The 16,724-nt window shown below is 57.3% G+C and carries 17 protein-coding genes; all 17 read right to left on the bottom strand.

The genetic code is table 11. The features are described from left to right. Positions 1–332: 332 nt before the first annotated feature. Positions 333–554: a hypothetical protein gene (locus tag QME66_05480; protein MDI6808417.1), complete on the bottom strand. Its 222-nt coding sequence runs from the start codon at positions 552–554 to the stop codon at positions 333–335. A gap of 383 nt (positions 555–937) precedes the next feature. Then, positions 938–1,171 (bottom strand): hypothetical protein, encoded by a 234-nt coding sequence (locus tag QME66_05475; GenBank protein ID MDI6808416.1) that lies wholly within the window; start codon positions 1,169–1,171, stop codon positions 938–940. A gap of 1 nt (position 1,172) precedes the next feature. Then, the gene (locus tag QME66_05470; GenBank protein MDI6808415.1) at positions 1,173–3,029 is read right to left on the bottom strand and encodes a hypothetical protein; all 1,857 of its coding nucleotides are present in this window, start codon (positions 3,027–3,029) and stop codon (positions 1,173–1,175) included. A gap of 57 nt (positions 3,030–3,086) precedes the next feature. Then, a complete protein-coding gene (locus tag QME66_05465; GenBank protein MDI6808414.1) occupies positions 3,087–3,407 on the bottom strand; it encodes a hypothetical protein in 321 nt (106 codons plus the stop codon). Between the two features lie 5 nt (positions 3,408–3,412). Beyond that, positions 3,413–3,727, bottom strand: coding sequence for a hypothetical protein (locus QME66_05460; GenBank protein ID MDI6808413.1), 315 nt, complete (start codon positions 3,725–3,727; stop codon positions 3,413–3,415). 79 nt (positions 3,728–3,806) lie between these two features. Beyond that, on the bottom strand, positions 3,807–4,292 hold the full coding sequence (locus QME66_05455) for a hypothetical protein (GenBank protein MDI6808412.1): 486 nt from the start codon (positions 4,290–4,292) through the stop codon (positions 3,807–3,809). Positions 4,293–4,328: 36 nt separating this feature from the next. Further along, positions 4,329–7,034, bottom strand: coding sequence for a hypothetical protein (locus tag QME66_05450; protein MDI6808411.1), 2,706 nt, complete (start codon positions 7,032–7,034; stop codon positions 4,329–4,331). Positions 7,035–7,242: 208 nt separating this feature from the next. Further along, complete coding sequence (locus QME66_05445; GenBank protein ID MDI6808410.1) at positions 7,243–8,307, bottom strand: phage major capsid protein; 1,065 nt, start codon at positions 8,305–8,307, stop codon at positions 7,243–7,245. A gap of 19 nt (positions 8,308–8,326) precedes the next feature. Next, positions 8,327–9,004: a hypothetical protein gene (locus QME66_05440; protein MDI6808409.1), complete on the bottom strand. Its 678-nt coding sequence runs from the start codon at positions 9,002–9,004 to the stop codon at positions 8,327–8,329. A gap of 461 nt (positions 9,005–9,465) precedes the next feature. Then, positions 9,466–11,325: a hypothetical protein gene (locus QME66_05435; GenBank protein MDI6808408.1), complete on the bottom strand. Its 1,860-nt coding sequence runs from the start codon at positions 11,323–11,325 to the stop codon at positions 9,466–9,468. Positions 11,326–11,573: 248 nt separating this feature from the next. Continuing rightward, the gene (locus QME66_05430; GenBank protein MDI6808407.1) at positions 11,574–12,932 is read right to left on the bottom strand and encodes a phage terminase large subunit; all 1,359 of its coding nucleotides are present in this window, start codon (positions 12,930–12,932) and stop codon (positions 11,574–11,576) included. Between the two features lie 393 nt (positions 12,933–13,325). Beyond that, positions 13,326–13,838 carry a hypothetical protein gene (locus QME66_05425; GenBank protein MDI6808406.1) on the bottom strand — a complete coding sequence of 171 codons (513 nt, stop codon included), beginning with the start codon at positions 13,836–13,838 and terminating at the stop codon, positions 13,326–13,328. 123 nt (positions 13,839–13,961) lie between these two features. Beyond that, the gene (locus QME66_05420) at positions 13,962–14,192 is read right to left on the bottom strand and encodes a hypothetical protein (GenBank protein ID MDI6808405.1); all 231 of its coding nucleotides are present in this window, start codon (positions 14,190–14,192) and stop codon (positions 13,962–13,964) included. A gap of 67 nt (positions 14,193–14,259) precedes the next feature. Further along, a complete protein-coding gene (locus tag QME66_05415; protein MDI6808404.1) occupies positions 14,260–14,916 on the bottom strand; it encodes a hypothetical protein in 657 nt (218 codons plus the stop codon). Position 14,917: 1 nt separating this feature from the next. Continuing rightward, complete coding sequence (locus tag QME66_05410) at positions 14,918–15,277, bottom strand: hypothetical protein (GenBank protein MDI6808403.1); 360 nt, start codon at positions 15,275–15,277, stop codon at positions 14,918–14,920. A gap of 230 nt (positions 15,278–15,507) precedes the next feature. Continuing rightward, the gene (locus QME66_05405; GenBank protein ID MDI6808402.1) at positions 15,508–15,675 is read right to left on the bottom strand and encodes a hypothetical protein; all 168 of its coding nucleotides are present in this window, start codon (positions 15,673–15,675) and stop codon (positions 15,508–15,510) included. A gap of 242 nt (positions 15,676–15,917) precedes the next feature. Next, the coding region (locus QME66_05400) for a hypothetical protein (GenBank protein ID MDI6808401.1) at positions 15,918–16,724 on the bottom strand (807 nt) is incomplete at its 5' end.

Genomic DNA, 16,724 nt, shown 5'->3' with positions numbered 1-16,724 from the left:
CGATCGTTCGAGACAACATTTGGGGTAGCCCGTCGAACATACTGTTCCTATCAATGCCTCTGGAAGTTCCGAAGAGGGAAACCGTCGCCATTACGAGATTGGGTCACGGCGCAATGTCCAATATGTTCCGCCGCGTTTGAAACTCCCAGAAAAACGGAACGACGAGTATTCTGCTCATGTCGATGCTACTGGCAATGGAAGAAAGGGAAACCACAGGGTTCGAGCTTCAGTTGATTTCGCATTCGTCATATACTGAAGGATCGGGACAGTGCGGATCGGCATGAACGGCGTCACCGCACTGTCCATGAGAGGTCACGTACTCCCCTGAAGGATCACTTTGGATCTCCGTCGTACCACCGATTCGCTTCCTCCATGACGATGGCATCGACTTCCTTGATAGGAATACCGGCCTGCTCCGCGTGCCTTGCCGCTTTTCGGATTCCTTCGAGCAACGGCGCCCGACTCGCTTGCGTGTTCTGATGTCGCTCCAGATACTTGCGTACCGTCCTTCGGAGATGCTGAATAGCGATCTCCTTGAACCTCTCTTCGCTCACGTCGCACCTCCTTCCGTCGTATGTCCCTTGTGAAAGGACGTTCAATCATCCCGCACGTCCTCGTGGCGCTTCCTGCGATTTTTTCTCCTTTCGTTCTTTTTCTTCGCGCTCCTTTCGTTGAAGCGCGCGCGCAGGAAGCTCAACGATTTTGCCGTTCTCTAGTTGGGTCTCACCGAACCGATGCCGGAGGCCACCGGTCCATTGTACAAACTGCGTTTCCGCCTCGGGGAATGCTTGGAACCCCTGAACAGTCTTTCGATCACTACTCACGAGGTGATACTTCGCAGTGCACGCGGCACCATCGGAACATTGTGCATTCTCTGGGTATGTCGTTCCCCACAACTCCCATGCTCCCTCTTTTCGGAATGGAACGAATGCCATAGTCATTTCACGATGAATGACACGATGATATTCACGAGTGCGGTCAACGCTACGCCGTACAACAATCGTTGGTGCTGATCCATACGTTCCTGGAGCGCATGGATATGGTTATCCTTGATGTCGCAGAGACTTTCATCCAATGCGTTGAATCGCACACCAATCTCTCCACGAAAGTTCTTCACATCGGTCTCCAGTGATGCGACTCGCTCCATGGTCGTCGTGAACTTCTGTGGCATATCAGGTCACCGTTCCACCACTGTTCACCACGACCTGCCACATTGTGCTGGAGATGCACTCCAGCATGAGGTAGTCCCCGGCATCATCGAGTGCAACCTGCGTATTCGAGAGATCGGCACTCCCATTCTGAATCACGTCTGCACCGGCACGAACGATGTTTGCGTTCTGCCCACCATCGGTCGTGATGTAGAACGATACGATCATCCCCTCATTCCCCGATGCAGCAGGGAGCGTGATGGTATTAACGGATACTGCCCCGGTCGTGATGACAACGTGTCCATCATTCTCATCCAAAGTGAGGTTCGTGTTTGCGGCAAGCGTTTGTGAGTTGATCTGGACGCCACCACCGTAGAGTCGTCCGCCGGCGCTCATGTTCACGTCGGTATTCGCCGTGGTCGTAAAGACAGATGCTCCACTCGTCCATACCGCCACATCGTTCACAGAGAACTCCATCGTTGCTCCTGTCGGTACGTTCACGTGCATCTGGTTCGTGGGGTCCGCATCACGGCTCACGGAGTAATCTCCTGCGACGATCGCAACACCGGTGTTCCAGTGGAGGGCATCGTCGAACCGAATACGACCCGCTTGCACCCACAGCGCATCAGTGGCAGTGAGCGTCATGTTCGCCCCCTGTGTTGGCGCTCCGGTAATTGCAACGGTTGCCGCTTGGGTGATCGTCAATGCGCCTCCCGCGTTTCCCACGTACGTCGGGGCTTGAAAGAGCACCTCACGTTGCGTGGCGAGTGGACCGGCGCCCGCCGCCCACGTTTTCGTCGCGGAGAAGTTGAAGTTGGCACCAATGGATTCCGTCGCAGCAGTAATTCCAGTGTGTGCTGCGCCCGTAAAGAGTAGGCTAGTTGGTGCACCCGATGTTTGCGCAACCCCTACGAAATGAGCGAAGGCGGTAGGAGCGGCAATACCGAAACCAATATTGCCTCCCGCAGCAACCGCAAATCTAACATTCGTATTCAAATCGGATCCTTCTGCGAATTGCACCCGATCTCCATTTACTGCCTCTGGGATACCCAACAACCACTCCGATGTCCCCGCTTTCATGAAAAAGAACCCCTCTTGACTTGCCGCAGCCCCATTGAGCCCAATGTAGCCGTGATCTGAACTATCAATGTAGATCAATCCTCGATTGCCGACATGCGCACCAGCGACATGGATTTGAGTATCTGATGCAGCAATTCCTACTCCCAGTCTCCCGTTCGCATCGAGTGTCATCCTCCGGACGTCGTTCACGGAGAACTCCATCGCCGCACCGGTCGGAATATTGAAATGGAGCTGGTTCGTGGCGTCCGCATCACGACCGATCTGATAGGCTGTCGCGGTCACCGCTTCTCCCGCCGTCCACGTAATCATCTCGTCGAGCGTAATCCCCCCGAGAAATGTGGCGAGTCCCGTCACCGTGAGCGCCTGCGTGGTCGTCGTTGCACCGACAACGAGGTTCGTCCCGACGGTTGCCGAACCGACCACGGAGAGCGAGTTCGTCGTCGTGAGACCACTGATCGTAGCGGTATCCGACGTGATCCCGTTCGTGACCGTGATTCCGTTTGAAACGGTGACTGCCCCCGTGAGTGTTGATGTTCCGGTAACGGAAAGATTCCCAGAAAGGGTCGCATTTCCAGTAAGCGTTTCGTCGATGACCGCTGTGATACTCCCCGCAATGGTGACATTCCCCGCAGCGGTAACTCCGAGCATCGTGGTCCCTGCGCTGTTGAGGACACGAAGGATGTCCGCAGTCTGCCCTGCGACTCCCTGAATGGTAAATCCGACGGTCGCACCATCGAGGACCGTGAACGTTTGGTTACGAATGAGCGTCGTCGGAACGCCGTGCGTCTGACTGCGGAGCATAGTGGTGACCGCTGAGAAGCCACGGAGATGGGCGCGCAGCGATCAAGTTACCGATTCTTAGGTCATGTCGAAGCGGAACGTCACCGATCCGTTCGCCGCATCCCGGGTGATGAAGACACTCGCGGTATCCACGACGGGAATGGAGGTCTCAATCCCAGGATCGACGAGGAAGTACCGCGTCATCGCCGCCTGTTCAGAGACGCGGAGCAATGTCGTTGGTCGGACGTAGAGAAACATCGCATCACCGGGGACGGTGAGCGTTGTCACTGCGTCCGTATAGTTGAACGGTGAGTTGTTCGGCGTCGCAGCAGCATCCTGCGTCTGGAATGTCCGCACCGCTTGGATCGTCTGAAAGTTGTTGTCGCGTGGGAGTCGCATAGCGTTTACGACGCGGAAACCTCAGCAATCGGGATGCGCTTCTTCTGCTTCTCCTCCGGTTCCGGCTCGTCCGCGCGCTCTGCGTACGTGAGATAGGACAGCGCAATCTCCCGAACTTTCTCCTTTCCAAACTTGTTCTTTCCGAACTGTCGGCAGCACTCACGCCATGCGAGGTGCCGTGCGAAGTGCCGCGCCAGCCATTCGGGCATTTGCGCCGCCGATCCCGCAGGGAACGTATACGCCTCGCCATCCCAATTCCATGTGAAGTCCTCCCTAGTCGGATTCTTGAACGTCACGGTGATGATCTTCTTGCCATCCATACGAGTCGAATGCACTGGGCGCCCCCCCGGGTTCGGGTCGATCGCCGAACCCAGGGGTGTTCACGTCCTCGCGCATCGGTTAGCCGAGCGTGAGGAACGTATCGACCGTGTTCGCGGCATCCACGTCTGCTGCCACGGCGACGCCGATCCGCATGAACGTCGGCGCAGTCCCCGCTGCGACGCTATCCACCTGCGCTGCCGTCGCAGAGTAGATAATGTTGTCGCCATCCGCGATGTCGTCATCCCCATTCGTGATGACCGCGGTGTGCTCTCCGTAGATCTGAATCCACCCGAAGCTCCCCGCGGCAATGACACCGCGTCCGACACCAGCCGGCTGGTTCCGTGACGCATCCGCAATGACGGTCGTCACGACTGTCCCAGCGACGTTCCGCATCATCATCGGTGTTCCGTTCGCCACCGCTGCGGAGGTCGCATGGACCTGAACGTACCGGAATCGACGTGTCCCCAAGGTGGAATCCCACTCCTCACGAATACGACCGGGTTCGTCTTCTTGCGTCGTCGTATTCGCACCAAGTTCGGTAAGCCAGACTTCTTTGCGTGCCATATACGTCTTGTGCACTCAATTACGAATCACGACCTTTTATGCTGCGGTCGTTACGTTCGTCCATGTTCCGGCGCCGTCGGTATTGACGTATAACCGCGTGCTCGTACTCGATCCATCCGTTCGGAGGTAGAGCGAACCCTGTGGCGCGGTATACGTCGGCGCACCGGAACCCCATGCAACCTTGATCGCCGCAGAAGTCCCGATGTTGATGGCGTCCGCACCACCGGCTGTAGTTGCTCGGCCACCGGCAACAAAGACTTCACCATCCTCCTCAATCGCAGCGACTTCGACGCCAGCCGTGACATCCCAGCACTTGAGGTATCGACCGGTCGTGAGTGTCCCCTCCGTGAGGCCGATGTTCAGTGCAGTCCCCGTGGTGAGTCCATCACCGGAGAGATTGAAGATGCCATCATTCACACCGGCACCGAGTGTCGTTGCGGTATCGGCGAGGAGCGAGTACACCGTCGTGTTGAGTCCCGAGTTCTGCACGATCGCCGCATCAGCACCGATCGAGAAGTCTACCGCCGCTCCGTTGAAGCATCGCAGGTAGAGTCCCGTTGTCAGTCCGGCAGCGGAAGTTTCGAGGTCGAGAATGATTCCCGTTGTCAGCGCATCGGCAACCACACGGAGCGCGGTCCCCGTTGTCAGTGCCGACGGCGTGAGGAGCGCAACGACACCGGCGACCTGCGCCGTGGAGATGAGATCGAACACCGTTCCGTTCGTTGCACCACCGGTATCAATACCGGTGGAACGAAGCCGGAAAAGCGACCCACCATCGGCGATCACCGACGTCGTGTGCTCCAGGAACATCCCCTCACCCGTAGTCAGCCCATCGAGGCTCGCAAAGAAGCCGATACCGGTTGCGAGTGCATCAGCAACAAGGGAAACAACCTCTGCCGCGGTCGTCCCGGATGACACGAGATCGAGGAGCGTGCCCTGGCCGGTACCCGTGTCAATGCCCGTTGAGGTAATCCGCACAACCGAACCCGTCGTAATAACGGAAGTTGTGTGCGTCACCTCCAGCCCAATCCCCGATGTGAGGCCATTGCAATCCGCAACGATGAGACGACCAGAATCCACCGCGTTCCCCGTCACCTGCACGACACCGTCACGAGTCGTCTGCGATGCCGCAATGTTGATCGCTCGACCAACCGTTGTCCCCGTGTGCGTGATATCAATGGCGTTCCCCTGCGATTCCGCACCACCGGTGAACACGATCTCCAAGCCAATCGCAGTATCCTCAAGGGTTCCTGCAGTCTGCGTGGAGATACTCTCGATGCGGAGGGATGATCCCGCTGCGTTCAGCGTTCCACCAGCGTTATTCACGACATTCGTCCGCGTGATGGACACTGCGTCGTAGTCATCGGAGATTGCGGCTGCCGCCGTATTCGTCCGTGACGCCGTCACGTTCACGAGCTGCGCAGTCTTCGCCACGATCGTGCCCGACGCGGTGTGATCGAAGTCCGCGAGGAGACCCGCGGCGAGGTTCACCGAGGTCGAGGAGAGATCGAAGATGACACCAGTCGTCAACGCATCGGCGCTCACACGAACGAGCCCTCGCCCTGCTCCACCGGCACCGGCAGTCGTTGCGGAATCCGCCACGATGTCGAGCATGGCACCAGTCGTGAGAATCGTTCCCGTCGAGGAGAGCTGACACGCGATGCCCGTCGTCATTCCGTTGAGCGTGAAGACTGCACCATTCCCCGTCGTCAGTGACGCGGACACGATGTCGAAGCATGTCCCCGTGGTGAGTCCTGAGGGCTCAATCGAGACGAACGCGTTGGTCCCCGTACCGGTAAACACCCCCGATCCCTGGAATGCCACGACGTTCGCAGTCGTCGCCGTGTTGTTCGTCACGGAGAACGTCACCGCATTATCCGCATCGGTGATGAGGAGCGAGCTATCCGATAGCACCACGTCACCGGCGGTGATCGTGAAGACATCCGATCCGCCAGCGCCCGTGATGACCACTGCGCCGTTTTCACCGAGCGTAAAGACGTTGGCGCCGTCAGTTACGTCGAAGCAGCGGAGGTAGAAGCCACCGGCGAGTGCCGTTTCCGTGAGCTGGAGCGAGAGGAGCGATCCGGTCGTCAATGATGTGGACCGAAGCAACGCGACACCGGTATTCAAACCACCAGCACCGAATGTCGTCACGGTGTTATTCGTGAGCCGGAATCCCGAGAGGACATTCGAGTTGTCGATGAGATCGGTAATCCCATCGGATACCGTAATCCCGGTATCGGACACCGTGAGCCCACCGGTCGTAATCGTCGTCGCTCGCCCAAGCGTGATCGCGCCGGTCGATACGGAACCGATGTCCACGCCACCCGCAGCGTTCCCATCCACCTGGAGGGTCGCGCCAGCGGTTACATCAGCGATCGAGGTACCGGTAATCGCACCATTCGAGACGAGCGACGCGACGGTCGCTGCACCCGCGGCAGACACGGACCAGTTCGATGCGTTCCCCGTAATGTCATCCCCGGTCCCACTGTTCGTGATCGCAATAATCGCACCTGCTCCCACGTTCGTCTTGTTGAACGTGAAAACAGCGTTTGCGGTGGACTGCGTGATCGTGAGCCCCGTTCCCGTGATAGCGAATGTCGTATCACCGGACATGAGATCTTCCCACGTTGTCACCCCACCCGCACCACCACTCGTCGGGATCGTGAACGTCGTCCCCTCCACACGGAATCGGAAGCCGATGGCGGTTTCATACCAGAGGCTCCCGTTCGCAATGTTCACCGGGATCGCCGCAGGGACGAGCTGGAGGCTCGGGACGAGGAGTACCCCAGCATCGTTTGCACGAACTGCTGGGACGTACTCCCGAATGTTTCTAGTTACTGCCATAGCGGTGGCATGGAATGACGGTCCGCTCGTGCCTGCCGACGCATTAAGCGCCTAGCCCCTGAACCGCCAGGAGAGCCCGTCAATCCACACAATCAAGTTTCTATTAGCCGGTAATCCCGGTCATCACTGAGCACCGTGCAGGGTTCCTCGTCACCAAGTTCCCGTAGAGGAAGAAGTAGCCAACCACAACGTCCTGATTCGTGGGTTGTCTCCATCCACTCCACGAGAGCCCGATCCCCGCAGACTGCGCCGGTGACTTCGAGTACACGCCGCTAATCGTCGAGGACGTGGACGGCTTCGGCGCTGCGTCCGGGTGCGGAAGTCCGTACCAGCTCACGTAGTCCTCGTTGATGAACCACATTGTTCCCGCGGTCGCCTTGGAGTCCGCAACGACTGGGACACCACGGAAGTTGAGCGCGGAGAATCCCTGCTCACCGGAGAGCGCGTGTGCCGGGACCGATCGTCCGTTCGGCGTACGACTTCCGACGACCTGATAGGCGTCGTAGTTCGCACGAATGGTCGGCTGGTGCAGTCCTTCGAAGAACCGCCACACCGCCTCCGGACACACGATGAGCGTCGGATGGTCTTTCCCTTCAGTTGCCGCGTCGTAGGACACCGCAAGGTCGTTCATTTCGAGCACTCCGATCGTCGGCGTGAGCGTGGATTGAAGCGTCGTAAACGTGGCGCGGGCGAGCCCACCGATGGTGGCGACGTTCGTCCCGTCATCAATGAGCGCCTGCATCCCGAGGAAGTTCTTACTGTCGTTCCCTGTCCCGTTGCCGTACACGATGTCCCCGATATCGTCGATCATGTCCTGCGCAGCGCTCTCCATCTCCGTCTTCACGAGGTTGATGACCGCCGCGTCCCCGGAGTTCACCGCACGCTGCGCGTTCGCAATAACCACTGCGTGGTACCACTGCCGGAGGTCGTACCCGAGGAGCTGCCGCGTGTTCACCTGTGTGGTGAGCAGCGTATCCCCGCCGAAGAACGACCCACCGGATGTGTTCTGTACCGTCTTGACCGGGAACCGGAGGGTCTCTCCGACCCAACGTTTCCCATTCGCAATCAACCGCGCCGTGAGGACGTTGCCTCCGAGCACGGTATCCGTAACCACAGGAACAAAGTGATCATTGGTTACGGTCGTGACGTATCCAGTAAATGCTGGCATAGCTTATTCTTCGAACACCCTACGACGTATGGAGTCCACTGATCGCTGCTTCGTACGCATCGTCGAATGACGGTCGACGTGCCGCTCCCTCAATGCCCGAAGGAACGGTCTGTACCGTATCGCTTCCCTTCTTTGAGGAACCGACCGGCGCTGTCGGTTTCCTCCCCGCAGATTGTTTACCCTCAATCGTTTGGTAGAGCGCGTACGCCTTTTCGACGTTCGACAATTCGTGATCAACCATGAACGTGAGGAACGCCTGCTCATCGAGATCGGCACCTCCAGTCGGGAGCGCGGCGAGCGCTTTCTGGAGTTCCGCATCTTCCGTCCGCGCCTGCTCCGACTGCTGCCGCTGGGTTTCCGTGAGACGCGCGAGAACACGCTCCTCCGCTTTCGTCATCACGTCGTCCCAAGTCTTCGGCTGCCAGTCCTCCGACGCCGGTTCTGGAACCGGTGCCTGTGCGGCGACAATCGCATCGAGCTTCTCTGAGACGGTCGCCAGTTGCTCCCGCAACTCGTTACGCTCAGCGATCACCTCCTTCCACCTCGGGTGTTCGTGGAAATCCTTAGCCTCTTTCCCTTCCTCCGCTTCGACCGAGGCGGCGGGCTGCGATGCTTCGTCCGTTGGCGATTCAGACAGAGACGCATCCGTCTCCGCTCCGACATCTGCCGGAGCATTCGCCATATTCTCCGTCGGCATAGCTGCCCTTGGTACGCGGCCAGGTTCCCGCGATGGCTACCACCACGTGAGTAAACGAATGAGACGTGTCCTTGTTGGACACGTCTCACGCACGGAACCACGGGCAAGCATGAGAACCGTGCGCGAGGTGCATCCACCAAGCGCCTGCTTGCCCGTTCATTGTCTACGGATCATGGCTTCTTCCGTCGTTTCAACCTCCGCCGGAGAGCGGATGTTGTGACTTTCCCAGGTAATCCCTTCGGCGACTGCCCAGCGACAAACTCGCGCGCCTCAGCGCGACTCAAGCCAGAGGGCTTGCGACGCGCTGAGCCGTGCGCGACCGCTTGCATAAAGCGGAATTGTGCCCGAGACGTGGCTGGGATACATCACGACTTCATTATTCCCTTCCGTTTCTTTTTCCCCATGAGTCGCCGCTTGATCGCTCCCTGGAGATTCTTCGGATGCGTGTGGTACGCCATACCTCACTGAGCGAATAATGACCGTTGAACAATCTCCTGTTCCGCCCGCACATGCGGGATGAAAAGCATTTGAATCTCCTCAGGAAGCTCTTGGAACTCCGGCCCCTGCATGAATCGCGTATGGACCAAAAGGTGTTCTGGTGTCGCCTGTGAGAATGGCGGAACCTCTTGACCTTGAGCCATCTCCTGCTGCTCCTGCCGCGCCTGTTGAATCGTCGTCTCCGGTGTTGACGGCTCGGTCGCCACCGCCTGCGGACCGCCTTCGATCGCGCTCATCTGCTGCGGCTGAAGCAGCGCTGCGGGGTTCGTCTTGAACGCAATGAGGCGGCGCGCTGCTTCCTGGACGTTCGGAAAGTCCAGCCGTTCGTAGAGCGTCAATGGGTCAATGAGGCCATACTGTGCGAGTTCCAGCGCTTCCTGCCGTTGGCTCGCCCGATCAATCGGAAGTGTGGAGCCCTGCTTCACCATGACCTGAATCGGCATGGCTCGCGCGACCTTCCGACGATCGTACGTGATCGGCACTGACACCTCTCCCCGGGTCGCAATCCGCCGAGGTTCAGTATACCCCACCTGCATGAGTTGAATCCACCAGGCGTAAAGTTCTTCAACGCTCTGCTCCATGTTCCGAACCACGAGATCCTGCCGCCCGACGTCCTGATCTCGGAGGATCGTCCGTCCGGTTGCCGTCTCCTGGGCTCCGCGCTCCCCCCGTGTCGTGGAGTGCGTCCCCATCACGTTGTCAATCTCCGAAATCGAGTGGAGGAGGTCTTGATAGACGTACGCAGCGAGCGCCGGCGAGGGGAGACGCGTCACCGCCCGTGCGGGATCACCCTGCGGAATCCACAGCCGTTCGTTCGGTGCACCGGTGTACGACTCCAATGCCTCCTTCGTAATTCCATCGCCAGACCCAATGAGTACCCCGTTATCCGATGCGTTATCACTAATCTGTCGCTTCCGCTTGTTCACGAGATCCTGGAGGGAGCGGGCGACATCGACCGGAGTCACGTCATCCGCAATGCCGCGACCGATATTCCACGTACGGAACGCGATGTACGGCTTCCGTGGCTTGCGGAAGGCAGGAGTGAGGTTGTACTTCTCGTCCTCGCCGATGAGGTAGTACGGGTTCGCCCGCTTGTCGAGAATGACGTTCCCGAACTTCCATACCACCATGTCATCCATCCAACACTCCACGTACTGCACACGCGAGGAGAGCGCGCGATCGGATTCCTTCATCTCCAGCCGCTTCAGGAGCTTCCCCTTTGCGCCAGGGTACTTCTCGATGAGCACGCCGATTGTATCCTCCATGAGCTCGATGATGTAATCCGCATCATCCACGGAGGTTGCCCGGGGGTCCCAGAGAAGCCGCTGTGGTCGTACCCATTCGGTCACGATGTCGTTACGGTCGTCATCCCAGCGCACCTTCACGAATCCTACGCGATACAAGAGCTGATGCCGAATCACCATCTGGAGTACCTGCTGCATCCGCTGCTGGACCTCGTAGTGTCCTTGAAGAGTCAGCGCAAGTTCTCTCCGAATGATCGCATCGTCACAGAGGATGGTCGGTTCTGGGGTTCTCGATGTAATGATTGGGACCATCGTCTCCACCGAGAGGAAGATGCGGTTATCCACCGCCTTCGTCTGGTACTCGTAGAGCTTCGTGAGATCGAGCTGTTTCCCGAGCCAGTACCGTTCATTGTCCTCCTGTGCGCGCGCGAGATCATCGTGCTGTGTCTTCGCTTCTGCAATCCGTCCGTCAATACGCCGGACGAGTTCATCATCCTCAATATCAAGCGCAACATCATCGCGCCGATCGAGGGTGCCGTCTACGCGAATGTCCACGTCTTTTTCAATCTCGTACGCCATATCAACAACCAACCACTCGTACTGGTTTCCCTCTATAGAGAATTGGTTCGCTTATTTCATGTATTGGCACTACTCCTCCATTCCGTGTACGAGTGTATCCATCCATGAGTACTCCAAGGTATAGCTCGTAAAGCGCATGATCTGGGAGAAGAAGCTCTGATGATGATTTCGGAGTTCCATCATAAAGTCCACGAATATACGCCATAATATTGCCTGAAGTAATACCTTCGTATTCCACTGTCATATTGCTATGTATGCTTCCAGTCTCGTTGCTTCTTTCCCTCATCAAATGGGAACTTCGGTGCCTTCACGCCCGATCCCACGGCATCCCATGTAGGAACCGTTGGGAATGGGAATGAGGATGGTGTCACTCCAACAACTATGCCACGGAGTGGATCAGGTCTTGACATGAGTCCGTACCGTAATGAATCCCCCGCGTGGTCCTCACAATCCGAGTTCACGTCCTCCACTCGATGATCATCGTAGATAAGTTGCGGGAGAGTTCGAATGAGGTTCTGGCACGTTGAGAAAATACGGAGTCGTGGTGGACGATCTGCGCCATGAGCGAGGAACGCATGGACGCGGTTCCATCCGGAGATACGATCGTTGTCTCCCGCCTTCGTTGGAATCCCGCACCGGTTGTATATCTGCGAGATCGACTCGCCGAGGTGTCCGGTTTTTTGATATACGCTCGGATCGACGACAGTGTAGCTAATGTCCTCATCCACCGAGAGCGCCTTCATGCGCTCCGCTTGCTGCTCTGCGGTGAGCCCGGCGATGTACTCTTCGCGATACACGACGAGATCACCAGCTGGGAGAACCGCAAACCAGAGGCAGCAGTACGGCGCAGCGTAGCCGTAATCCACGGCCCGGAACCGCTTGCAATCCTTCGGAATCGTGAACGGTTCCGTGACGTGAACCTCTCGCCGAAACTCCTTGAACACCTGCCCGGCGAAAACATCCCAGTCTCCCTCAAGAAGTGCGCGGCGCTCATCCTCCGGCAGCTGCTCCAATCGCTGGATGTACGCCGGGTCCGCCGCCATGAGGTACGGATTGTCGTACACCCGTGCAGGAATATACCCGAACTCTGACGTGGGCTCGTCAATCCACAAGCGTTTTACGAACGCATGGCCGATTCCCCCAGGGTTCGTCGCGGCGAACGCATTGGGGAAGACCTGCGGGTTCACGGACCGAAGCCGTGAGAGTAAGTACCGCCACTCGTACTCAGTGAAGTGCGTGAGTTCGTCGATCCCGATGAACCCGTACTCTGCGGATTGGAACTTCGTTACGTCGTCACAGTGAGAGAACTTGATCGAACTCCCATTGTAAAACGTCAGCTCATGCCGCGTCTCGTGGAATGTCGCGGTCCCTTGCGGCACTTTCTCCTTCGCTCGGCGGATCAATGTCTCGTACAACTCCGGGTACGTCTTCCGAAGGAGGAGTCCCCGGTTCCCCGGGCTCTCCGCTGCCTGCGCCACCGCTTCCCACAAGATCGCCTCCGACTTCCCACCCCCCGCTGCTCCCCCGTAGAGCCGGTACCTCGCGGGGTGGGCGTGGAATACTGCTTGCTTCTCCGTCGGTTGATACGGCGACAACTGTCTCGACATGACGCTGAGGTCGTGGGATTTCGAGGAGAATACGAATCGGCTCTTGTTGATGCTGCATCGTGTGCTGGCTGTACTTCATTGGCCAACCACGTTCCAAACGCCAGGCGGACGCTTGCCATGCTTTCTTTCCGGCCTCTCGGATGTTGTCGAGGTACTCAATCTCCTCGAAGTATTCTGCTACTCTACGTGCCTTTTTGACTCGATCTGAAAACTCATGGATTGATATTTGCCATTCATAAAATGTCGCTGGCGCAATAGATTTCAAACGACACACCTGACGAACGGAAAGCCCACTCTCGATGAGATCGCACAATCCGTTGACAATCTCTTCGCTGTATTTCGTTGGCCGTCCAGTAACAAGCCTCGCTTTTCCTGTTTCAGGTTCAAAAACGATCACTGTTTTCTCTCGTTCTTCCAACATGACGCTCGGAGTATCTTCCATGTACTCTTTTCAACTTGACAATACCACCTTCCCTCTCCTATCCTAAAGAGGGTGAGAAGAGCGGTACAGACGATGCCCGGTGAACAGCCGGGTGTTGTCTTTTTTATCTGATGAACAAAGGAGAGACCAGGGACGTAGGTGTAGCGCTGGATCACGTACCAGCCCGTTGCCCTGGATTTGGCTCTGTTCACCAGTTGTTCAAAGGAAGAGCGGTACAATGCTCCCGCTGACGGGTTCCAGCCGGTATCATCACAGTTTACCGTCGTGTCTGATACGTTGGACGCTTTTTCAACGACTGCTTCTCGGTGGTGCTCGTTTTCCCTCCCCGTACGCTTGTTGGAACGCTCCTGCCGTCTTCCCGTGCGCCTGGAGGAAATCTCTCCGATGGACGATCGCGTAGTACGAGCGAGAGCCGATGAGTTCTCCGTCTTTTCGAGACCAGTGGAGTCTCTGTCCACAATCATCGCAGATCTCGACGGTTGCATCCTTATTGTTCAGGAGTCCTCGCCAGGCGTGTCCGAGATTCTGGCATCGTTGCGGGCACCGGCACCAGCCGTCATGCTCGCGGAGGCCACAATTCCTCATACCTACTCCAGCGGTTCCGGGAAGAACTCTTGCTCAAACGTTTTCTGCTGCTCTTTGCGCAATTCCTCCGGTGATTTCGAGCGGATGACAGATCCTTTTGTCGCCGTCGTAAGAGACTCTTTCGCCGCTTTGAGGAACGGCGTCACGCTGCGGAGAAGTGATCGCGGAGAACGGGCACCGAGTTCATGCCCGATGAGCACGGATCCAAGAACGATGAACGCTTCGCTCCACATACGGGTGCATCGCCAATATAGCACGATCCCGATGTTCTCTGCGGGCACCAGGATCGTGTGTCAAGAGTTATTCCACCTCCAGTTGGAGCATGTCCGCGAGGACTGGGTACTCCTCCTCAAGGAAGAATCCGTACGTCGAGGCGTGCTGGTCCATGAGCGATCGTAGGAGTCGGTACTGCTTCTCCTTGAGATCGATCGTGACCGTCTCCTCGTCCTTGAGGATAAGGCGAATGCTCTGTGGTCCGGTGAGTACTTTGAGGTAGCGGTACTCCTTGCCGTCCATTTCCTTCTTCTCGGATTCCGCTTGCCGCTCAGCGAGTTCACGACACGCGTTCTGGTAGTCGGAACACACGTATGTCTGCTTCCCATCATTATCGACGGGGTTCTTCAGGATGTTGATCTGCTTCCCGCAGACACCACAGTGCGGTTCCCCGCCCGTCGGCGCGTCGACCGTTCCCTCTGCGTGGAGTTCCCGAAGTTCCTTGAAGGCTGTCACGTCCTCCGTGTTGTGACGACTGATGATCGCCAGCGCCTCCTCACATCGGTCGAGATACGGACGAATTGCGTCCTTGAGCGCCAGCACGAGGATCGACCGCTGCGCCTTCGTGGTGAGTTTATCCCCGTCTTTGAACTCCGTATTCAGGATGGACGTGATGATGTACGCGAACTCACTGATGAGTCGCCGACTTGCGGTGATCGGTTTCGCCTTCACATCATTGGGCATACTACGGACTCGGAGACATGCGTGCGAGGATCGTTTTGATCGCCGCTGCATCCTCCTCTGTCAGGTACTCATCCGCCGCGAGACGGAGGTGACTAAAAAACGCCTGTTTGCGTTCCTCGGGGCTTAGGGTGGGGAGCGGTTCGGTCGCAATGGGAACCGAGGCGATTCCAATGTGCTTTTGAAACGCAGAGAGCGGAATGGGATCGAACGGCATGATGAGACCGTGTTCCTGGTGGTCGAGCTGCACGCGGGTGAAGGCGTCGGCAGGAGTCGGTGCAATCACCACGGAGAGTCTCGCCGGGAACTTGATGTACGCCCCTGCGGGCTCGATGAGGAAAAAGTATACGAGCGGTTCACTCATACTGTTGCTTCGAAAGATTTTCTTTGATTCTTCTATCGTTCTCCGCACGCTTCAGGTTGGTCGGATGTTTGGGTACTTCATCTTTCCGAATGGAACCCAGAAACGCTCCTCCCACGCGTTGCATACTTGGCAGTGTCGAATGATCTGATGCGCATGGAGACAAGAGAATACGTATGGGTTATCACAAACACGACAGTGGTAGTTCCAAACGTGTGATTCGCACGGCGTGTTCACACAAGAATATCTACCTTCCCAAGTACCACATGTTCGTCATCAACGGTAATGTCCGGTTTCAACCGCTTTGCCGCTTCCTGCGTCTTCTCAGAAACGATGATCTTCCCCGAATCTACCGGATCATCACCGAAGAGCTTACGGGCCCAGTGATCGGCGTAGTCCATCCCTCCTCCTGAGGCCACTATGCAACGGTGTCCTCGTTTGAGAAACCAAAGAAACAACCAAATGACGTCGTAATTTGGAGTATCATTCATCTTTATCAAAGTTCCATCAACGTCGAATTGGATGATAGCCATAGGAAAGTTTTACTGTTTTCCATATTTTTATTTCTTCCCACGATCATATTTTTTATGACATGTTGCACAAAGACGAATCCAATCAGAAGTCACCCGCGTATATGTACGACTCAGCTTTCCGTCACGAGCGGACGCAGCGCGCACCATTCCTCCGGCGTTGTCTGGAACTTCCACGCCAGTGCTTCCGCAACCGTCGCGCATTTCGTGACGCCACTCATGTACCGACGTGTCGTACTCGGATCATCGTAGACGACGTAGTACGCGGTCTCGGTGAATGGTGAGGTGTCGCCGGTCGGAATCTCGTAGAGCATATACGGAACCGTGGAGCCATCCGGTTTCAATTTCATCTGCTCATCGAGTTTCCTTGCGTGCACGTGCGTGAGGAACGCTCCGACGTCGCCGTATCGCATCGCCTGCGTTCGTTGGTCAATGTCCTCGATCTTCAAGATGTCCGCGAACGGCATCGTGCCGGAAACAACGCGTGTCCAAAGGTCTTCGGGAAAATACACGCCGTGGAGGAAATAGCATCGTAATCCATCTTTCCACCAGATCGCGGATTCACGATCGGAGTGGAATTGATCGCGGACATTGATCGTCACCTGCGGCGCGGGGACGAGGTAGCAGATGCCGTCCGTCTCATAGTCGTCCGCGAGGTATCCAAGGCCCGCTTCACGCGCGAGGAGAAATTGCTCCCAGATTGCCGCGACTTTTCTGTCGTTCTCGTTTCCTCGTTCGTGTTCCAGATACTCGAAAATCTGCACATAAAAATCGAAATCGTAATCAGCCCCCGCAGCCTCCGCAACCCTCGCAGCCCCCGCAACCCTCGCAGCCCCCGCAGCCTCCGCAGCCCCCGCAGCTCTCGCAGCCCCCGCAGTCCACGCAACCCTCGCAGCCCTCGCAGCCCCCGCAGCCTCCAG

The organism is Candidatus Eisenbacteria bacterium, assembly GCA_030017955.1.
Classification (GTDB): Bacteria; Eisenbacteria; RBG-16-71-46; order JASEGR01; family JASEGR01; genus JASEGR01.
The sequence above is the reverse complement of the archived record's forward strand: the minus strand, read 5'-3'. Positions and strand labels throughout refer to the sequence as shown.